At 70.3% G+C, this 20,113-nt stretch carries 18 protein-coding genes; 11 read left to right on the forward strand and 7 right to left on the reverse strand.

Annotated features, from left to right (window positions below; all coding sequences use genetic code 11):
• The first annotated feature begins 5 nt into the window (after positions 1-5).
• From G9Q37_RS15155 to G9Q37_RS15170, 4 genes are all read left to right on the forward strand, one after another.
• Positions 6-260, forward strand: a complete 255-nt coding sequence (locus G9Q37_RS15155; protein ID WP_166222754.1) for a hypothetical protein — start codon at positions 6-8, stop codon at positions 258-260.
• Positions 261-343: 83 nt separating this feature from the next.
• On the forward strand, positions 344-2,947 hold the full coding sequence (gene mprF, locus G9Q37_RS15160) for a bifunctional lysylphosphatidylglycerol flippase/synthetase MprF (protein ID WP_166228426.1): 2,604 nt from the start codon (positions 344-346) through the stop codon (positions 2,945-2,947).
• Positions 2,948-3,094: 147 nt separating this feature from the next.
• Positions 3,095-3,439, forward strand: a complete 345-nt coding sequence (locus tag G9Q37_RS15165; RefSeq protein ID WP_166228428.1) for a hypothetical protein — start codon at positions 3,095-3,097, stop codon at positions 3,437-3,439.
• Complete coding sequence (locus G9Q37_RS15170; RefSeq protein ID WP_166228430.1) at positions 3,436-4,920, forward strand: Do family serine endopeptidase; 1,485 nt, start codon at positions 3,436-3,438, stop codon at positions 4,918-4,920. The genes G9Q37_RS15165 and G9Q37_RS15170 overlap by 4 nt, the downstream gene beginning before the upstream one ends.
• A gap of 40 nt (positions 4,921-4,960) precedes the next feature.
• On the opposite strand, the gene fghA is transcribed toward G9Q37_RS15170, so the two are convergent.
• From fghA to G9Q37_RS15185, 3 genes are all read right to left on the reverse strand, one after another.
• Positions 4,961-5,806 carry an S-formylglutathione hydrolase gene (gene fghA, locus G9Q37_RS15175; RefSeq protein WP_166228432.1) on the reverse strand — a complete coding sequence of 282 codons (846 nt, stop codon included), beginning with the start codon at positions 5,804-5,806 and terminating at the stop codon, positions 4,961-4,963.
• Between the two features lies 1 nt (position 5,807).
• Positions 5,808-6,914: an S-(hydroxymethyl)glutathione dehydrogenase/class III alcohol dehydrogenase gene (locus G9Q37_RS15180; protein WP_166228434.1), complete on the reverse strand. Its 1,107-nt coding sequence runs from the start codon at positions 6,912-6,914 to the stop codon at positions 5,808-5,810.
• A 117-nt stretch (positions 6,915-7,031) separates the two neighbouring features.
• Positions 7,032-8,024 carry a Bug family tripartite tricarboxylate transporter substrate binding protein gene (locus G9Q37_RS15185; protein ID WP_166228436.1) on the reverse strand — a complete coding sequence of 331 codons (993 nt, stop codon included), beginning with the start codon at positions 8,022-8,024 and terminating at the stop codon, positions 7,032-7,034.
• A gap of 221 nt (positions 8,025-8,245) precedes the next feature.
• Here G9Q37_RS15185 and G9Q37_RS15190 point away from each other — a divergent pair, with 221 nt between their 5' ends.
• From G9Q37_RS15190 to G9Q37_RS15210, 5 genes are read left to right on the forward strand one after another with little or no spacing between them, the layout of a single operon-like run.
• The gene (locus tag G9Q37_RS15190) at positions 8,246-9,067 is read left to right on the forward strand and encodes an alpha/beta fold hydrolase (RefSeq protein ID WP_166228438.1); all 822 of its coding nucleotides are present in this window, start codon (positions 8,246-8,248) and stop codon (positions 9,065-9,067) included.
• Positions 9,064-9,933 (forward strand): FAD binding domain-containing protein, encoded by an 870-nt coding sequence (locus G9Q37_RS15195; RefSeq protein WP_166228440.1) that lies wholly within the window; start codon positions 9,064-9,066, stop codon positions 9,931-9,933. Before G9Q37_RS15190 ends, G9Q37_RS15195 begins: the two co-directional genes overlap by 4 nt.
• Positions 9,930-12,218 carry a xanthine dehydrogenase family protein molybdopterin-binding subunit gene (locus G9Q37_RS15200; protein ID WP_166228442.1) on the forward strand — a complete coding sequence of 763 codons (2,289 nt, stop codon included), beginning with the start codon at positions 9,930-9,932 and terminating at the stop codon, positions 12,216-12,218. The genes G9Q37_RS15195 and G9Q37_RS15200 overlap by 4 nt, the downstream gene beginning before the upstream one ends.
• 11 nt (positions 12,219-12,229) lie before the next feature.
• Positions 12,230-12,724 carry a (2Fe-2S)-binding protein gene (locus G9Q37_RS15205; RefSeq protein ID WP_166228444.1) on the forward strand — a complete coding sequence of 165 codons (495 nt, stop codon included), beginning with the start codon at positions 12,230-12,232 and terminating at the stop codon, positions 12,722-12,724.
• Positions 12,725-12,744: 20 nt separating this feature from the next.
• Positions 12,745-13,401, forward strand: coding sequence for an SRPBCC family protein (locus G9Q37_RS15210; protein WP_166228446.1), 657 nt, complete (start codon positions 12,745-12,747; stop codon positions 13,399-13,401).
• Positions 13,402-13,476: 75 nt separating this feature from the next.
• On the opposite strand, the gene G9Q37_RS15215 is transcribed toward G9Q37_RS15210, so the two are convergent.
• The 4 genes from G9Q37_RS15215 to G9Q37_RS15230 form a co-directional block, all read right to left on the reverse strand.
• Positions 13,477-15,084, reverse strand: a complete 1,608-nt coding sequence (locus G9Q37_RS15215) for a GMC family oxidoreductase (protein WP_166228448.1) — start codon at positions 15,082-15,084, stop codon at positions 13,477-13,479.
• Between the two features lie 13 nt (positions 15,085-15,097).
• Positions 15,098-16,594 carry an aldehyde dehydrogenase gene (locus G9Q37_RS15220; RefSeq protein ID WP_166228450.1) on the reverse strand — a complete coding sequence of 499 codons (1,497 nt, stop codon included), beginning with the start codon at positions 16,592-16,594 and terminating at the stop codon, positions 15,098-15,100.
• Positions 16,595-16,695: 101 nt separating this feature from the next.
• Entirely contained in the window at positions 16,696-17,061 is a 366-nt protein-coding gene (locus tag G9Q37_RS15225) for a RidA family protein (protein ID WP_166228452.1), read from the reverse strand.
• 80 nt (positions 17,062-17,141) lie between these two features.
• The gene (locus G9Q37_RS15230) at positions 17,142-18,359 is read right to left on the reverse strand and encodes an ABC transporter substrate-binding protein (RefSeq protein ID WP_166228454.1); all 1,218 of its coding nucleotides are present in this window, start codon (positions 18,357-18,359) and stop codon (positions 17,142-17,144) included.
• Between the two features lie 224 nt (positions 18,360-18,583).
• On the opposite strand from G9Q37_RS15230, the gene G9Q37_RS15235 reads away from it, so the two are divergent.
• Positions 18,584-19,027, forward strand: coding sequence for a PaaI family thioesterase (locus tag G9Q37_RS15235; protein ID WP_166228456.1), 444 nt, complete (start codon positions 18,584-18,586; stop codon positions 19,025-19,027).
• 154 nt (positions 19,028-19,181) lie between these two features.
• Entirely contained in the window at positions 19,182-20,105 is a 924-nt protein-coding gene (locus G9Q37_RS15240; protein WP_166228458.1) for a LysR substrate-binding domain-containing protein, read from the forward strand.
• Positions 20,106-20,113 lie beyond the last annotated feature (8 nt).

Raw genomic sequence — 20,113 nt, forward strand, 5'->3', positions numbered from 1 at the left:
GACACATGAAATTCCGCACCGCCCTGATCGCATCCGCCATCGCCGCCCTCGGGGCGAGCGCCTGGGCCCAGGCCCCGGCCACCCCCGCAACGCCGGCCGCCCCCGCCGTGACCGCCCCGGCCGCGCCGTCCACCATGACCATGCCCGCGCAGGCCAAGGACACCACCAAGGCCAAGGCCGACAAGAAGGCCACCGCGAAGAAAACCACGCACAAGAAGAAAGTCAAGAAAGCCAAGGCCAACGCCGCCAAGCCCGCGTAAGCCGGCCCCCACCGAATCCTCCCCCTGCGTCGACAACGACGCTTCACAGAGGCCATCATGCGATGGCCTCTTTTTTTTCCGCCATGGCCGACGACACCCCCACCCCCGCCCCCCGCCCCGGCTGGCGCGCGCTGCCCTGGCGCTGGCTGGTCAGCGCAGGCAGCCTGCTGGCGCTGGCCGCGGCGCTGTGGTGGTTGCACCGCGCGCTGGCCGGCACGCCGCTGCGCGAGGTGCTGCACAGCCTGGGCGCCCTGCCCTGGCCCGCGCTGGGTCTGGCGCTGGCGGGCACGGCGCTGAGCTACGCGGCGCTCGCCGCCCACGACGTGCTGGCCCTGCGCGTGCTGCAGCGGCGCGACCTGCCCTGGCCGCGCGCGGCCCTCACCGGCTTCATGGCCACGGCCGTGGGCCACAACGTGGGGCTGTCGCTGCTCAGCGGCGGCGCGGTGCGGCTGCGGCTCTATGGCGCCTGGGGCCTGGGCGCGGGCGAGGTGGCCACGCTCACCAGCCTCGTGGGCCTCTCGTTCGGGCTCGGCGTCACGCTGTGCGGGGGCGCGGCGCTGCTGCTCGAGCCCGCGTCCACGCTGGCCGCGCTGCACCTGCCGGCCACCGCGGCGCGCGCGCTCGGCGCGCTGCTGGTGCTGCTGCCGCTGGCCTGGCTGCTGCGGCTGGCGATCGGGCCGCGCACGCTCACCGTGCGGCACTGGCAGTGGCCGCTGCCCACGCCGGCCCAGGGCGCGCTGCAGCTGCTGCTCTCGCTCGCCGACCTGGCCGCGGCCTCGCTCGTGCTGTGGAGCCTGCTGCCGCCCGACACCGTGGGCTGGGTGCCGTTCCTGGGGCTGTACCTCATGGCCATGGTGGTGGGCATCGCGAGCCACGTGCCCGGGGGCCTGGGCGTGTTCGAGGCGGTGCTCATCGCGGGCCTGCCGCAGGTGCCCGCGCACACCCTGCTCGCGGCCAGCCTGGCCTACCGCGCCGTGTACTACCTGCTGCCGCTGGCGCTGGCCGCGCTCGCCGGCCTGGCCATGCTGCTGCACACGCAGGCGGCGCGCGCGCAGCGCTGGCTCTCGCTCACGCAGCCGGTGGCCGCCTGGGTCGCGCCCTGGCTGGGCGCCACGGTGGTGTTCGCGGCGGGCGCGGTGCTGCTGTTCTCGGGCAGCCTGCCGGCCGACGGCGCACGGCTGCACGCGCTGCGCGGCGTGGTGCCGCTGGCCGCGGTCGAGGTCTCTCACCTCGCGGGCAGCCTCATCGGTCTGGCGCTGCTGATCCTCTCGCAGGCCCTGCTGCAGCGCGTGGACGCGGCGCGCCGGCTTGCACTGGGCCTGCTGCTCGCGGGCGCGCTGGCCTCGCTGCTCAAGGGCTTGGACCTGGGCGAGGCCGCGCTGTCGCTGGGCGCGGCGGCCGTGCTGTACGCGGGCCGCGCGGGCTTCCGGCGGCAGGCGCGCTGGCGCTGGGGCCGCGACCTGGGCGCGCTCGGGCCGCAGGCCTGGCTGGGCGTGGGCGTGGTGGTGATCGCCACGCTCTGGCTCGGTCTGTTCAGCTTCCGCCACGTGGAGTACAGCAACGAGCTCTGGTGGCAGTTCGCCTTGCGCGCCCAGGCCCCGCGCGCGCTGCGTGCCGGTGTGCTGGTGGCGGTGGCATGCATGGCGCTGCTCGTGTGGCAGGCGGTGCGGCCGCGCCGCGCGCCGCCCGAACGCGCCACGCCCGAGCAGCTCGCGGTGGCCGCGCGCCTGGTGGCCACCAGCGCGCGCACCGACGCGGCGCTCGCGCTGCTGGGCGACAAGCGCCTGCTGATCGACGAAGGCGAGCAGGCCATGCTCATGTACCAGGTGCAGTCGCGCAGCTGGATCGCCATGGGCGACCCGGTGGGCGAGCCCGAGGCCGGCGAGGCGCTGGCCTGGCGGCTGCGCGAGATGGCCGACCGCCACGGCGCGCGCGCGGTCTTCTACCAGGTGGACGCGCAGCGCCTGCCGCTCTACCTCGACATGGGTCTGAGCGCGATCAAGCTCGGCGAAGAAGCGCTGGTGCCGCTGACCGGCTTCACGCTCGAAGGCCCGCGCCGCGCGGCGCTGCGCCAGGCCGTGCGGCGCGCCGAGCGCGACGGCCTGTCGTTCGAGGTGGTGCCGCCCGAGGCGGTGCCGGCGCACCTGCCCGCGCTGCGCCGCGTGTCCGAGCGCTGGCTGCAGGCCAAGGCCACGCGCGAGAAGGGCTTTTCGCTCGGCCGCTTCGACCCCGACTACCTGCGCCACTTCCCCATGGCCCTGGTGTGGCGCGCGGGCGAGGTGGTGGGCTTCGCCAACCTCTGGACCGGCAACGGCCGCGACGAGCTCTCGATCGACCTCATGCGCCACGACCCCGGGGCCGTGCCCGGGGTCATGGACTACCTGTTCGCGCAGTGCATGGTCTGGGGCGCGGCGCGCGGTTTCCAGACCTTCAGCCTGGGCATGGCGCCCCTGGCCGGGCTCGAAACGCACCCGCTCGCGCCGCTGTGGCACCGGCTGGGCACCACGCTGTTCCGCAGCGGCGAGCACTTCTACAACTTCCAGGGCCTGCGCGCCTACAAGCAGAAGTTCGACCCCGAGTGGAAGCCGCGCTACCTGGCCTGCCCGGGCGGGCTCGCGCTGCCGGGCGTGCTGATCGACGTGGCCACGCTGATCGGTGGCGGCTGGCGCGGCGTGATCGCGCGCTGAGCGGCCTGTGTTTCATTCGAAACACGCGCGGCGCCAGCGGTAGCGCGGTGGAGATGCGCGGCGCGCATCCTTGCGTTCACACGCTGGACCCAGAAACCCGGACATGGTGCCCGGGCAGCACCAGCCGGAGGTTTTGCAATGGACGCGATGCAAACAGCCTTGGTGGGTATCGATTCCCTGATCCATGCCACGGGTCATCCGCACCCCACCGCCCCCGCCCTGGGCAGCACCGACGTGCAGGCCCTGCGCGACGACGTGCGCGAGGCCATCGTCGCGATCTACTGCGACCACGACGAGCAGGCCGCGCGACGCGTGGGCCATGCGCGCTGGCTGTTGCGCGAAAGCGCGGGCGCGGGCTCGCTCTCGTCGGTGCACATCGAGGAAGCGGCCTTCCACCTCCGGCAGCACCACCCCTGGGAAGCGCTGAGCGCGCTGCGCCTGGCGGGTGATGCCCTGCTCGCGGTCCAGCCCCTTTCAGGAGAACGCTCATGAACCTCGATACCGAACCCGCACCCGACCGCAGCGCCCCGCGCACCGGCCCGCGCTGGGTGCTCGCCCCGCTGCTCGCCGCCATGCTGGCCTCGGGCGCGGTGGGCGGCCTGTCCACCCAGTGGTGGCAGCAGCGCCACGCCGCGCCGGCCCGCAGTGCCGCGGTGGCCAGCCCGGCCGGCACCCGGCTCAGCGTGCCCGACTTCTCGGCCATCGCGCAAGAACACGGCGACGCGGTGGTGAACATCGCCGTGAGCGGCACGCGGCGCGTGGCCTTCGATGGCCAGAACAACCCCTTCGAGGGCATTCCGGGCTGGGGCCCGCGCCAGCCGCCCGGTCCGCAGACCGTGCGCGGCCAGGGCTCGGGCTTCATCGTCGACGCCGACGGCGTGATCCTCACCAACGCGCACGTGGTCGAGGGCGCGCAACGCGTGACCGTGAAGCTGCGCGACCGCCGCGAGTACAGCGCGCGCGTGGTGGGCGTGGACCCGCAGACCGACGTGGCCGTGCTCAAGATCGACGCCAGGGGCCTGCCCGTGGCGCCGCTGGGCAGCGAGCAATCGCTCAAGGTGGGCGAATGGGTGCTGGCCATCGGCTCGCCCTTCGGCTTCGAGAACACCGCCACCGCGGGCGTGGTGAGCGCCAAGGGCCGCAGCCTGCCCGACGAGACCACCGTGCCCTTCATCCAGACCGACGTCGCCATCAACCCCGGCAACTCGGGCGGCCCGCTGTTCAACGCCGACGGGCAGGTGGTGGGCATCAACTCGCAGATCTACAGCCAGACAGGGGGCTACCAGGGCCTGGCGTTCGCGATCCCGATCGACGTCGCCCTCAAGGTGAAGGACCAGATCATGCGCACCGGTCATGCAGAACACGCGCGCCTGGGGGTGGCCGCGCAAGAGGTGGACCAGGCGCTCGCCGAGTCTTTCGGGCTGAAGTCGCCTCGCGGCGCACTGATCACCGACGTGGAGAACGGCAGCCCGGCGCAGCGCGCGGGCCTGCGCGCGGGCGACGTGATCCTGAGCCTGGGCCAAAAGAAGATCGACACCGTGGCCGACCTGCCGCTGGCCATCGGCCAGGCCAGGCCCGGCGACCGCGTGGAAATTGGCTACTGGCGCGAGCGCCACGACGCGCACGCCACGGCCGAGCTCGCCGACGCGCGCGCCAAGGCCAGCACCACGGCCCAGGCCGAACGCGGCGGCCGCGAATGGGGCGGCGACGTGAAGCTCGGCCTGGCGCTGCGCCCGCTGACGCCGGGCGAGCGCGAGGCCTCGGGCCAGCGCCGCGGCCTGCTGATCGAGGGCGTGACCGGCCCGGCCGAGTCGGCGGGCGTGAGCCCGGGCGACATCCTCATCGGCATCAACGGCCAGCCCGTGTCCACGCCCGACGAGGTGCGCGCCGCGGTGAAGGGCCTCAAGGGCTCCGTGGCCCTGCAACTGCGCCGCGACGACGCGGTGCTGTTCGTGCCGGTGCAGGTGGGGTGATGCGCGGGCGGGGCGCTGCCGCGCCCCGCTGCGCCCCGCCTCAGGCGTTGAGCGCGCGCGCGTGGTGCGCGATGTGCTCGGCCACGAAGCTCTGGATGAAGAAGTAGCCGTGGTCGTAGCCCGCGTGGCGGCGCAGCGTGAGCGGCTGGCCGGCCGCGGTGCATGCGGCTTCGAGGCGATCGGGCGCGAGCTGCTGGGCCAGGAAGTTGTCGTCCAGGCCCTGGTCCACCAGCAGGGAGGGCGCGCGCGCGCCGGCTTCGATGAGTTTCACCGCGTCGTGCCTGGCCCAGGTGGCGCGGTCGTCGCCCAGGTAGCCGCCGAAGGCCTTGTGGCCCCAGGGCACTTCGGTGGGCGCACAGATCGGCGCGAAAGCCGACACGCTCTGAAAGCGCCCCGGGTGGCGCAGCGCCAGCGTGAGCGCCCCGTGGCCGCCCATGGAATGTCCGAGCACACCGACACGGTCGTTGCGCACCGGAAAGTGTTCGGCGAGCACGCCGGGCAGCTCGCCCATGAGCCAGCTCTCCATGCGCCAGTGCTTCGCGTAGGGCGGCTGCGTGGCGTCGAGGTAGAAGCCCGCGCCGTGGCCGAAGTCCCAGTGCGCGTCGGCCTCGGCCACACCGGTGGCGCGCGGGCTCGTGTCGGGCGTGACCAGGATCAGGCCGTGCGCGGCCGCGTGCTGCTGCGCGCCGGCCTTGATGGCGAAGGTCTGCTCGTTGCAGGTGAGCCCGGCCAGGCAGAAGAGCACGGGCCGCGGGCCCTGTTCGGCCTGCGGCGGCACGAACACGCCGAAGCGCATGGGCAGGCCGATCTGCGCCGAGTCGTGTTCGTGGAAGCCCTGCACGCCGCCGAAGCAGCGGTGCGTCTCCAGCGTCTTGATCCCGGCCATCTCAGAACACGACCACCGAACGGATGGACTCGCCGGCCTTCATCAGGTCAAAGCCCTTGTTGATGTCTTCGAGCTTGAGCGTGTGCGTGATCAGGTCGTCGATGTTGAGCTTGCCTTCCATGTACCAGTCGACGATCTTGGGCACGTCGGTGCGGCCGCGCGCGCCGCCGAAGGCGGAACCTTCCCACTTGCGGCCGGTGACGAGCTGGAACGGGCGCGTGCTGATCTCGGCGCCCGCCTCGGCCACGCCGATGATGATGCTGCGGCCCCAGCCCTTGTGCGTGCACTCGAGCGCCTGGCGCATCACCTGCGTGTTGCCGATGCACTCGAACGAGTAGTCGGCGCCGCCGTCGGTGAGCTGCACGATGGCATCGACCACGTTCGGCACCTCCTTGGGGTTGATGAAGTGCGTCATGCCGAACTTGCGCGCCATGGCCTCGCGCGCGGGGTTCAGGTCGATGCCGATGATCTTGTCGGCGCCCACCATCTTCGCGCCCTGGATCACGTTCAGGCCGATGCCGCCGAGGCCGAACACCACCACGTTGGCGCCCGCCTCCACCTTGGCGGTGTAGATCACCGCGCCCACGCCGGTGGTGACGCCGCAGCCGATGTAGCAGACCTTGTCGAAGGGTGCGTCGGGCCGGATCTTGGCCAGCGCGATCTCGGGCGCGACGATGTGGTTGCTGAAGGTGCTCGTGCCCATGTAGTGCAGGATGGGCTTGCCGTTGAGCGAGAAGCGCGAGGTGCCGTCGGGCATCAGGCCCTTGCCCTGCGTGCCGCGGATGAGCTGGCACAGGTTGGTCTTGCGGCTCAGGCAGAACTTGCACTGGCGGCACTCGGGCGTGTAGAGCGGGATCACGTGATCGCCGGGCTTGAGCGAGGTCACGCCCGCGCCCACCTCGAGCACCACGCCCGCGCCCTCGTGGCCCAGCACCGCGGGGAACAGGCCCTCGGGGTCGGCGCCCGAGAGCGTGTAGTAGTCGGTGTGGCAGATGCCCGTGGCCTTGATCTCCACCAGCACCTCGCCCGCGCGCGGGCCTTCGAGGTCGAGTTCTTCAATGGTGAGGGGAGCGCCTGCTTTCCAGGCGACGGCGGCACGCGTTTTCATGGGAATGTTCCTCGGGCAATGGATCGAAAAGAGCCGCCGATCCTAAGGGAACCCCCTGGCGCATTCAGGGCGCGGGACATTCGCCGCCTTGGGCGCCGCGCCCACCGCCTGCCCCAATCACTCGGGCCGGATGCCGGCCTTCTGGACGATGTCCTTGTAGCGCGCCGCGTCGCTGCGGATGCGCTGCGCGAAGTCGGCCGATGACATGCCTCCCAGTTCGGCGCCGGCTTCGGCAAAGCGCTTCTTCACGTCGGGCTGCTCCAGCGTCTTCACCACCTCGGCGTGCAGCCGCGCCAGGACGTCGGCCGGCACGCCCTTGGGCGCGAACAGGCCCACCCAGTTGGAGGCGTCCACGTTCTTCACGCCCGCTTCGGCCGCGGGCACCCAGTCCTTGTTGAAGCCTGAGCGGCGCGCGGTCGTCAGGCCCAGCACCTTCACGCGGCCGGCCTGCAGGTGTGGCAGCACCGCGGGGATCGCGACCACACCGAGCGCCACCTCGCCCGAGGCCACGGCCGCCATGGCAGGCGCGCCGCCGCGATAGGGCACATGCAGCAGCTTGGCGCCCGCTTCCACCGCGAACCATTCACCCGCCAGGTGGTTGATGCTGCCGTTGCCCGGCGAAGAAAAGGTGATGCTGCCCGGCGCCTTGCGCGCCGCGGCCACCAGTTCCGCCACCGTGTTGAACGGCTGCTGCGCGTTGGCCACCAGCAGCATCGGGGTGTCGCTGATCATGGTGATGGGCGCGAAGTCGCGGTCGAGTTCGTAGGGCACGTTGGGGAAGAGGCCCGGGTTCACCGCGAACTCGCCGGTGTGCGCGGCCAGCAGGGTGTAGCCATCCGGTGCGGCCTTGGCCGCGGCCGAAACGGCGATGAAGCCGTTGCCGCCCGGCCGGTTGTCGACCACGAAGTTCCAGCCCAGGCGTTCGGTCAGCTTCTGGGTGAGCAGGCGTGCCGTGATGTCGACCACTCCACCCGGTGCGAAGGGCACGATCACACGGATCGGTCGGCTCGGGTAGTCCTGCGCCAGCAGAGTGCCGGGCATGAAGGCGGGCGCAGCCAGCAGCGTTGCCATCCGCAGGGCGCGGCGTCGGTCGGGTTGGAAGGGGTGCATCCTTGTCTCCTCGTTGTTGGTTTCAGGGGCGCGATGCTTTGGGAGACGCGCGCGACGCGCAAACGATTTATCTCGGGCATCACCATGAAGAAGATTCATGCGCCCTCGGACCGGGGCCGCAGGCCTGTGACGCTCGCGGCTCAGGCATGAAAGACTTTCATTCGCTCCACCGATATTTCTCGTTTGTCAGCCCAGGGGGCGCTGGCCAGAATCCGCGCCCTATGAAGAACGAAGTTCCCGGCGCACTGCTGAACGCCAGCGATGGTGTCCCCATCGCCTACCAAGCCCGCATGGCTCCGGCCGGTGCGCCCGTGATGGCACTGGTGCACTCGCTGGGCATGGACCACAGCTTCTGGAACGCGGTGGCGCAGCGCCTGGGCGATCGCGCCTCGCTGGTGGCGATCGACGCCCGCGGCCACGGCCGATCGGGCACGGCCCGCACACCGGCGAGCACCGCGCGCATGTCGCAAGACCTGCGCGAGGTGCTCGCGCAACTCGGCCTGAACCGCGTGGTGGTCGGCGGCGCGTCCATGGGCGGCTGCGTGGCGCTGCAGTTCGCCATCGACCACCCGCAACACACCGCCGGCCTGGCCCTGATCGACACCACCGCATGGTACGGCCCCACGGCACCGGCCGATTGGGAGGCCCGTGCGCAAAAGGCGCTCGCGCAGGGCCTGGCGTCGCTCACCGACTTCCAGGTCACGCGCTGGTTCAGCGACGGTTTTCGCGAACGCGAACCGGCCCAGGTGCAGCACTGGGTCGACGTGTTCCTGCGCAACGATCTCGAAGGCTACGTGCAGGCCTGCCGCATGCTCGGCGGCTTCGATGCCAGGGCCTCGCTCGCGGGGATCCGCGTGCCCACGCTGATCCAGGTCGGCGAAGAAGACTACGCCGCGCCGGTCGCCATGTCGCGCGCGATGCACGAGGCGATCCCCGGGGCGACGCTCGACGTGATCGAAGGCGCGCGCCACCTCACACCGCTTGAGGTGCCCGACCGGGTCGCCCAGGCACTCCTCGACCTCTGCGCCCAGGTGTCGCCATGACCCCGTTCGAATTCCTGCTCCCGTACTCGCTCGACGAAGCGCTGTCCCTGCTCGACCCCGAAGACCCCAACGTGCGCCCGGTGGGCGGCGGCACGGCGGTGATGCTGATGATGAAAGCGGGCGTGCTGCGGCCCACGCGGCTGGTCAGCCTGCAGCGCATCGGCGACCAGCACGCCCGCATCGCGCGCCAGGCCGATGGCAGCCTGCGCATCGGCGGCATGGCGCGACTGGCGGACATCGAAGCCCACCCCGCCGTGCGCGAGGGCTGGCCGATGCTGGCGCACGCCTTGCGTGGCGTGGCCAATCCCCGGGTGCGCGCCGTGGCCACCATCGGCGGCAATCTCAGCCACGCCGATCCGCACATGGACATGCCGCCCGTGATGGCGGCGCTCGACGCCACGGTCGTCATCAGCGGGCCGCAAGGGGTGCGCGAGGTTCCTGCCGCGACCCTGTGCACCGGCTACTACGAGACCGTGGTGCGGCGCGACGAACTGATCACCGAATTGCGCGTGCCGCCGCAGGCCGGACCCGGGGCCTACCTCAAGCTCACGACGCGCGCGGCCCACGACTGGCCTGCGCTGGGTCTGGCCGTGGTGCTGGGCCTGCAAGGCGAGCGCGTCACGCACGCACGCATCTTCACCGGGGCCGCCACCGACTGCCCGACGCCGCTGCGCAACGCACAGACCATCCTGGAGCAGCGCGGCCTGAGCGCGCCGGTGCTGCGCGAGGCGGCCGAGGCCGCGGTGGCCGAGGCGCCGCTGGTGGCCGACTCGCACGGCAGCGCGGCCTACAAGCGCCAGCTGTTGCGCGTGGCCTTGCCCCGCGCCGTGCAGATCGCCCTGAACCGCAACCGGAGCCACGCATGAGCGACATTCGCACGCCAGACCCCCAGGTGGGCCGGCGCATGGACCGCCTCGAATCGGTGGCCAAAGTCACCGGCACCGCCGACTACACGCACAACGTCGAGCTGCCACGCATGCTGCACGCCAAGGTGGTGCGCAGTCCGCACGCGCACGCGCGCATCCTCGGTATCGACACCCGGGCCGCCCAGGACATGCCTGGCGTAACGCATGTGATCACGGCGCAGGACGTGATCCGACGGATCCCCGATCCGCACTACGGCCCGGCGTTCCATGACCAACCCATCCTCGCCATCGAGAAGGTGCGTCACGTGGGTGAACCCGTCGCCGTGGTGCTGGCGGGTGATCCGCACGCCGCCGAAGCCGCGGCCGGGCTGGTGGTGGTGGACTACGAGGTGCTGCCCGCGGTATTCGACGAGGTCGAGGCGGCCACGTCGACGGTGCTGGTGCACGACGCGCTCAAGCCCGCCGGCACCTTTCCCGATCTCAAGCACCTGGCCGGCCGCAAGGGCACCAACGTCGCCCTCGACTACCGGCTGCGTCACGGCGACGTGGCCAAGGCCTTTGCCGAAGCGGCGCAGGTGTTCGACCACACCTTCAAGACCCAGCAGGTCATGCACGTGCCCATGGAGCCCATGGTGACGGTGGCTGAGCCCCAGGGCGAAGGCATCGTGATCCACACCGCTTCGCAGAGCCCGTCGTTCGTTCGCATCGAGATCGCGCGCCTGCTGGGCTGGCGCGAGAACCAGGTGCAGGTGAAGACGCGCCTGCTCGGCGGCGGCTTCGGCGCCAAGCTCTACATCAAGCTCGAGGCGCTGACCGTGGCGCTGGCGCTCATCGCGCGGCGCCCGGTGCGTCTGGCGCTGACGATGGAAGAGCAGTTCTACACCATCACCAAGCACGCCACCACCTTCCGCATCCGCAGCGCGGTGGATGCCGAGGGCCGCATCACAGGTCGCCACTGCGAGGTGTACTGGAACGGTGGGGCCTACGCCGACATCGGCCCGCGCGTGACGCAGAAGTCGGGCTTCACCGCCGGCGGTCCGTACGACATTGCCAACCTCGACATCGACTCCTACCAGGTCTATACGCACCTGCCGCCCGCCGGTGCGTTCCGCGGCTTCGGCATCACGCAGGTGGTGTGGGGCTACGAATGCCAGGCCGACCTGATCGCGCGGGCGCTGGGCATGGACCCCCTGGCATTCCGGCGCTTGAACCTGTTGGAAAACGGACGACCGCACGCCACGGGCACGGTCATGAAAGACGCCGCACTGCGCCAGGTGCTCGACGCGGTGGCGCGCCGCATGCAATGGGAGCAGCCGATCGACCGGGGCACGGGCACCGTGCGGCGCGGCCGCGGCATCGGCCTGGGCTTCAAGGCCCTGGTGGCCCCCACCACATCGGTGGCCACCATCACCCTGGGGGGCGACGGCAGCTGTGTGCTCCTGATCAGCACCGTGGACATGGGACAGGGCTCGGACACCGCCATGGCGCTGGTGGCCGCCGACGCCCTGGGCCTCAAGGCCGAGCAGATCCGTGTGGTGCACCCGGACACCGACGTGACGCCTTACGACATGGCCACCCTGGGCTCGCGCTCGACCTTCCACATGGGTCACGCCGTGCGCCTGGCCGCGCAGGACCTGCTGGACCAGCTGGCGGCGCTCGCGCAGCAGCTCGGCCTTCCGTTCCAGGGCATCGCCGATGCGGGCCTGCTGCTGCGCAAGAAGTACGGCATGCCCGCGGGCACGCTGGTGGGCACGGGCACCTTCATGCCGCCATACCAGTCGCCCGATGCGCAAGGCCGATCGCCCGACATCACGCCCAACTGGATGATCGGAGGCACGGGCGTCGAGGTCGAGGTGGACACCGAGACGGGCCACTTCCGCCTGCTGCGCATCGAGAACGTGGTCGATTGCGGCACGCCACTCAATCCCAAGGTGGTCGAGTCGCAGATCTCCGGCGCGGCGATCATGCAGCTCGGCATGACCCACCTGGAGAAGATGGAGTTCGATGCCGAGGGCCGGCTGCGCAACGCCTCGTTCTCCGAGTACAAGATCCCGGGCATCCACGACATCCCCGAGGCCTTCGGCTGCGAGGCGGTGGACGCACAACAGGCATCGGGCCCCTATGGCGCCAAAGGCCTGGGCGAAAGCGGCTGCTTCGGCGTCGCTTCGGCCGTGGCGGAGGCCATCCACGACGCCGTGGGCGTTCGCATCTTTTCGCTGCCCATCACGCCCGAATCGGTGATGCGCGCGCTGGCCGCGCAGCGCGGCGAAACCCTGGCCGATTGAGGCACGACCCCATGAGCACCACCAGCACCCTGATCCAGTTCCATCTCAACGGTGAGCCTGTGGCACGCCAGGTCGAGGCTTACCACTCGCTGGTCGAGGTGGTGCGCGACTGCGGCCTGCACGGCGCGCGCGAAAGCTGCGGCCAGGGCCTTTGCGGCTGCTGCACCGTGGTCGTCAACGGCCAGGCCGTCACCGGCTGCATCTACCCCGCCATGCACGCCGACGGCGCCGAGGTGGCTACCATCGAAGGCCTGGCGCGCGACGGTCAGCTCGACCCGGTGCAGCAGGCCTTCATCGACGCTGGCGCGTTCCAGTGCGGCTTCTGCACGCCCGGCTTCATCCTGATGGCGAAGCAATTGCTCGCGCACAACCCCGAACCCCAGGACCACGAGATCCGCAACCACCTGGCCGGCAACCTCTGTCGCTGTGGCGCGTATCCCGAGATCGTGAAAGCCGTGAAGCTCGCGGCCGAGCGCTTGCGCGCGCCCACCCACGCGGCGCCGTGACCCGCACAACGAAGAACACCATGGACATCCAAGGCGAAAAAATCCTCCAGGCCGACCGCGACACCGTGTGGCGGGCCCTCAACGACCCGCGCGTGTTGCAACGCTGTCTGGCGGGTTGCGACACCTTCGAAGCCGACGGCGACAACCGCTACCGCGTGGCCATGGCGGCCACGGTGGGGCCGGTGCGCGCGCGCTTCGCGGGCAAGCTCGAGCTGCGCGACGTGCAGCCCCCCACCTCCTACGCCCTGAACTTCGAGGGCTCGGGCGGCGTCGCGGGCTTCGGCAAGGGGAGTGCCTCGGTGGCGCTGGATGACGTGGCCGAGGGCACCCGCCTGCGCTATCGCGCCAACGCCCAGGTGGGCGGACGGCTGGCCCAGGTCGGCGCGCGCCTGATCGACGGCGTGACCCGGCGCATGGCGGACGATTTCTTCACCCGCTTCGTGCGCGAGCTGTCGGCGCCTGCGGACGGCGCCGGCGACACCGCGGCGCAGCCGATGCGCCCGGCGGCAGCGCCCGCCACCGCACCCCAGGCGGCACCGGCCCTGGTCCCGACGGCCCAGGTACCGGCCACCGCCGGCACCAGCGCAAACACCATCGCGGTGATCGCGGCCGCCGTTTCGGCCACGGCCGCCTCGGTGGCCGTGCTGGCCGCGGTGCTCGCCCTGCGGGCGGGCTGAGCACCCCCAAAGACAACCGGCCCTCGAGGGGCCGGTGTCAGGAAGTGGGCCGGGGCCACGCCCCGGCGGCGCCCCTCAGCGGCGCGCGTCCTCGCGAATCATGTCCGCCCCCTTCTCCCCGATCATGATCGCCGTGGCATTGGTGTTGCCCGAAATGATGCGCGGCATGATGGACGCGTCGACGACGCGAAGCCCCTGCACCCCGTGCACCCGCAGCCGCTCGTCCACCACGGCCTGATCGTCCTGCCCCATGCGGCAGGTGCCCACAGGATGAAAGATGGTACCCGCCATCTTGCGGATGCCATCGAGCAGTTCGTCGTCGCCCTGCACCTGGTGGCCGGGCAGAAACTCCTCGGGGGCGAAGCGTTGCATGGCCGGCGCCTGGCACACCTCGCGCAGCATCCGCAGCCCCTTCACCACCGTTCGGCAATCGCGCTCGGTGTCGAGGAAGTTCAGCTGGATGGCCGGCGCGGCCAGCGGGTCCGGGCTCTTGAGGCGCACGCTGCCCCGGCTCTCCGGGTGCAGCATGCAGACACCCGCGGTGAACCCCGGGAACGCGTGCGGCGGGTCGCCGAGCTTGTCGTAGGTGATGGGGTAACAGACGAACTGCAGGTCGGGCGTGGGCTGCGACGGATCACTGCGCACGAAGGCATTCACCAGGGCGGGCGGGATCGTCAACGGGCCACGGCGGCGCAGCGCATAGTCCAGGCCCATCAGCGCCTTGCCCCACAGGCTCGAGGCCTGCTGGTTGAGGGTGACGGTGTCCTTCACGCGCAGCATGGTGCGCGCGGCGATGTGGTCCTGCAGGTTGGCGCCGACGCCGGGCAGGTGTTGCACGCTCGGGATGCCCAGGCGCTGCAGGGCCTGGGCATCGCCCACGCCCGACAACTGCAGCACCTGGGCCGAGCCGATGGTGCCGCCCGAGAGGATGACCTCGCGCGCCGCCTCGATCCGCAGGTCCTGCCCGCCGCGCCGCACCACCAGACCGGTGGCACGGCGGCCCTCGAACGCCACGCGCAGCACCTGGGTGCGGGTGAACACCGTGAGGTTCGGACGCTGGCGCGCGGGCTTGAGGAAGGCGCGCGCGGTGCTCATGCGAACCCCGCGCTTTTGCGTCACCTCGAAGTAGCCCACGCCCTCGTTGTCGCCGGTGTTGAAGTCGTCGCTGCGGGGAATGCCGCACTGCACGGCCGCGTCGCAGAAGGCGTCGAGCACCTCCCACCCGGCGCGCAACCCCTCCACGCGCAGCTCGCCCCCGCTGCCGTGCGCGGCGCTGGCGCCGCGGTGGTGGTCCTCGGAGCGCTTGAAGTAGGGCAGCACCTCGGACCACGACCACCCGCGGTTGCCCATCGCGGCCCAGCCGTCGAAATCGGCGGCCTGGCCGCGGATGTAGACCATGGCGTTGATGGACGATGAGCCCCCCAGCACGCGGCCGCGGGGGTACTTGATGCCGCGGCCCGCGAGGTTGGCGTCGGGCTCGGCCGTGTAGCACCAGTCGGTGCGCGGGTTGTTGATGGTGTAGAAGTAGCCGATCGGGATGTGGATCCACGGGTACCAATCGGTCTCGCCCGCTTCGATCAGCGCCACGCGCACAGCGGGATCGGCGGACAGCCGGTTGGCCAGCACGCAGCCGGCCGAACCGGCGCCCACGATCACATGGTCGAAACGACCCAGCGATTCCATGCTCATCGCGGCGTCAACCCAGCTTGAACGGATCGCGCAGGTTGCCGCTCAGCTCCACCCACACGGTCTTGGTTTCGAGGAAGGCGTCGAGCCCGTCCTGCCCGTTCTCGCGGCCGATGCCGCTGTGCTTGAAGCCGCCAAAGGGCGCGAACGGTGCGGTGACGCGGTAGGCATTGACCCAGACGCTGCCGGCGCGCAGCTGCGTGGCCACGCGGTGCGCGCGCTGCACGTTCTGCGTCCATATGCCGGCGGCCAGGCCGTAGCGCGTGTCGTTGGCGATGCGGATCGCTTCCTCTTCGGTGTCGAAGGTGATCACCGACAGCACCGGCCCGAACACCTCCTCGCGCGCGATGTCCATGCCGTTGTGCACCTGGGTGAGGATCGTGGGCTGCACGAAGTAGCCGCCCAGCGCATCCTGGCGGCCGCCGTAGGCCAGGCAGGCCCCTTCGGCCTCGGCCGCCTTCACCATCGACAGGATCTTGTTGAACTGCTGGCCGGTGGCGGCCGGTCCCATTTCGCTGGCCAGGTCCAGCGGGTCGCCGAGCTTGATGCTGCGCGCGCGGGCCACCAGCCGCTCGACCACCTGGTCGTGGATGGATCGGTGCACCACGAGACGCGAGCCCGCCATGCAGGTCTGGCCAGTGGCCGCGTACACGCCGGAGATGACGCCGTTGACCGCCGCCTCGATGTCACAGTCCTCGAACACCACCTGCGGCGACTTGCCGCCGAGCTCGAGCGACACGCGCGTGAGGTTCTCGGCGCCGGCCCGTGCGATGGCCTTGCCCACGCCGTCCGAGCCAGTGAAGCTGATCTTGTCGATGTCGGGGCTGGACACCAGCCAGCGCCCCGCGTCGGCCCCACCCGTGACGACGTTGAAGACGCCTGGCGGAAACCCCGCCTCCTCCACCAGCTCGGCGAAGCGCAGCGTGGACACCGGGGTGTGCTCCGAGGGCTTCACCACGAAGGTGCAGCCGGCAGCGAGCGCCGGTGCGAGCTTGAACATCATGAGCAGGCAGGGCGAGTTCCACGGCGTGATGGCCGCGACGACCCCGATGGGTTCCTTGCGCGTGAAGGCGATGAAGTTGGGTCGGTCGCTGGGCAACACGTCGCCCTGGCTCTGCGTGGCCATGCCGGCGTAGTGGTACATCCACTGGGGCAGGTAATTCCACTGGCCGAGCATCTCGCGCAGCAACTTGCCGTTGTCCATCGACTCGATGCGCGCCATGCGCTCGGCGTCGCGCGCGATCAGGTCACCGAGCTTGCGCATCAGCGCGGCCCGCTGTTGCGGCGTGGTGCGGCGCCACGGCCCGTTGTCGAAGGCGTCACGGGCAGCCGCGATGGCGGCTTTCACGTCGGCTTCGCCGGCATCGGGAACGGTGGCCCAGACCTGCTGGGTGTAGGGGTTGAGGCTGTCGAGCGTGCGGCCGCTGCTGCCATCGACCCATTGCCCACCGATGTACATCTGCAGGCGTTCGGTGCGGGCGTCGGAAGGGGAGGTTCGGGTGTCCATCGTGGTTCGCAAATTGAATGGCCAGGAAGTGGCTGCGTGCAGTCTAGGAGGGCGGCCTCGACGCGGCGAGCGATTGTTTTTCATCGCCGCATGAGGGGGTCTCATTCGGCGGTGGTCACGGCAACCAGCTGCAGCTCGATCAGGCAGCCATGGTGCAGCTCGGGCACCGGCACCACGGCCCGCGCCGGGCGATGCGGGCCCAGCACCTGCGCATAGACCGCATTGAATGCTGGCCAGTGGCCAACGCCCGCGAGGTAGGCGGTGCACTGCACCACCTGGGGCCAGTCGCATCCCGCGGCCTGCAACACCTGATGGCAGCGCTGCAACACGTCGCGCACCTGCGAATCGAAGTCCGGCAGGGCGGGGTCGGGCAGCATGCCCGACACGAACACGAAACCGTTGGCCCGCACGGCCTGCGCGTAGTGGCCTGCGGGCGCGGGCAGGCCGGGCGCCTGGATGAATTGCATGGGATGCTCCTGAACGAAAACGCCGACCCCACCCGCGGCGGAGGTCGGCGTGCAAGGGACCGGGGATCAGTGCGCCGCGATCACTTCCACAGCGCGCACTTCGATTCGGCCTTGGTGTTGAAGGCGTCTTCGCCCTTCACCGTGGCCACCAGGTTGTAGTAATCCCAGGGGTACTTGGATTCGGATGGCTTCTTCACCTGCATCAGGTAGTAGTCGTGCACCATGCGGCCGTCGGGGCGGATGTAGCCGTTCTTGGCGAAGAAGTCGTTGATCTTCGCGGTCTTGAGCTGCGCCATGACCTTGTCGGCGTTGTCGGTGCCCACCGCCTTCACCGCGTTGAGGTAGGTGGTGGTGGCCGAGTAGGCCCCGGCCTGCAGCACCGAGGGCATGCGCTTGGTCTTCTCGAAGAAGCGGCGCGACCAGGCGCGGGTTTCCTCGTTCAGGTCCCAGTACCAGGCCTCGGACAGGTACATGCCCTGGGTGGCCTGCAGGCCCATGGTGTGGGTGTCCGAGATGAACTGCATCATGGCGGTCATGCGCATGTTGCGGTTGACGCCGAACTCGGCGGCGGCCTTGACCGAGTTGTGCAGATCGCTGCCCGCATTGGCCAGGCCCAGCACCTGCGCCCGCGACGCCTGCGCCTGCATCAGGAACGAGGAAAAGTCCGACGCCGACACCGGGTGGCGCACCGAGCCCTGCACCTGCCCCCCGGCGGACTTCACCACCTCGGAGGTGTCCTTCTCCAGCGAATGGCCGAAGGCGTAGTCGGCCACCAGGAAGTACCAGGACTTGCCGCCCGCATCCGTCACCGCCCGGCCGGCCACACGCGCCTGCGCGATGGTGTCGAGCGCGTAGTTCACGGTGTAGGGCGTGCACTCCTCGTTGGTGAGGCGGGCGGTACCGGCGCCCACCGAGATGTAGACCGTCTTCTTCTCGGCCGACACCTTGGACATGGCCAGGCCGACGGCGGAGTTCACCCCGCCCAGCAACAGATCGACCTGGTTCACGTCGATCCACTCCCGCGCTTTGGTGGACGCGATGTCGGGCTTGTTCTGGTGGTCCACGAACATCAGCTCGATCTTCTTGCCATTCACCTGACCGCCGAAGTCGGCAATCGCCATGCGCACGGCCTCCACGCCACCCGCGCCGTCGATGTCGGAGAACAGGCCGGACATGTCGGTGGCGAAACCGATCTTGACCACGTCTTGCGTGTACTGCGCATGCACCGGTGCGGCCAGGCACAGGGCGGCGCCCAGGAAGAGCGCGGACTTGGCGCCGGGGAAGGATTTCATGTTCATCTCCTGCTGCGTGTTCGTGAATGGAGCCCGGGGGGCGCACGCAGGCCTGCGTGGGCTTGGTCGGGTGCGGCGGAGAGTACTGGTGGGGTCCGGGGCGTGCGAGCGATAGTTTTTCATCCGGCCATGAGAGCCCCTCATTCGCGCACACGGCGGGTGAGAACGCCTCATGACGCCATGAATGGGTTTCAGTGGTGAAGCGCCGGCGCTGTGCCTAAGCTTTTCTCATGCAAGCACCGCGATCCCCCCACGCCGGCTCAGCCCACCACGACGCGCCCGAGTCGGTGGTCGACAACCCGTTCCTCGAACTGATCGGCGTGCGGCAGACGCAATGGTGCGAAGGCTATGCCGAGTTCGAGTTGCCGGTTCAGCCCTGCCTGCTCAACCGGCAGGGCGTGCTGCAGGGCGGCGTGCTGTCCACCCTGCTGGATGTGGCCTGCGGCTACGCGGGTCTCTACAGCCCGCCGGGGCACGAACCCCTGCACGGCCACACCGTCTCGCTCACGGTGAACTTCATCAACAAGGGCGCCAGCGGCGTGGTGGTGGCCAAGGGCTTTCTGGTGCAGCGCGCGCGCACGCTGTTCTTTGCGCGCGGCGAGGCCTGGCTCGACGGCACCCTGCTGCTGGCGAGCGCACAAGGCAGCTTCAAACTCACGGGACGCGCGCGATGACCGCTCACCGCGCCGCGCCGGGCCCAGCCTGCCGCTACCATTGCGCCGCTGGGTCAATAGGGAATGCAGGGTTGGAAGAGCGCAGGGATCATCCCGCGCCGACACATCGACGCCGGACGGAAGAAGCCGGGCCGCAGCACTTGAGAGCCCCCGCATGAGACCCTTCATTCCTTCCTTGCAGAGCCTGCTGGCATTCGAGTCCGCAGCGCGTCACCTGAGCTTCACGCGCGCCGCGCAAGAGCTGTCGGTCACGCAGACCGCCATCAGCCACCAGATCAAGGCTCTCGAGGACCGGCTGGAGATCAAGCTGTTCACCCGCAAGCGCAACACCCTGGCGCTCACCCCCGCGGCCACGGAGTACCTGCGCTCGGTGAGTGAAGCCATCAGCATGCTGGCCATCGCCAGCGACAACACGCGCAAGAAGGTGGTGAACACGGTGCTGGTCATCGCCTGCCTGCCGGCCTATGCGGTGCACTGCCTGATCCCGCGCCTGCCCGATTTCCAGCGCCGCCACCCGGACATCACGGTGCACCTGTCCACCAGCGCCAACTTCGACGAGTTCGACAACAACACGCACGACGTGTCGATCCGCTACGGCTCGGGCCGCTGGAGCGGCATGCGTGCGGACCTGCTGCACGGCGAGACCTTCTTCCCGGTCTGCTCCCCGCAGTTGCTGGAAAGCCTGGGCAGCGAGGGCAGCGAGGCGGAGCGGCTGGCCCGCTTCGTGCGGATCCGCACCTACTTCTACTCGCTTTACCAGGACGACTGGCCCGCCTGGCTCGATGCCGCGGGGCACAGCCACGTGCGTTTCGCGGGCGAGTCCGTGTTCCAGTTGCAGCTCACCTCGCAAGCTGCGGCCGTGGAAGGTATGGGCCTGGCCATCGGACGCACGCCGCTGATCGACCGCGACCTGGCCCGGGGCACCCTGGTGGCCCCCTTCGGCACACGCGTGGCGTCCAGTTCCAGCTACTTCCTCGCCTCGACCGCGGCCAAGTCCAAGCTGCGGCGCGTGGAGCTGTTCCGTGAGTGGGCCCTGGCCAATCTGAGCCTGCCGAAGGCAGACGGCGCCAGCGCCTGATGCCGCCG

The sequence above is a fragment of the Hydrogenophaga crocea genome (assembly GCF_011388215.1).
GTDB lineage: Bacteria > Pseudomonadota > Gammaproteobacteria > Burkholderiales > Burkholderiaceae_C > Hydrogenophaga > Hydrogenophaga crocea.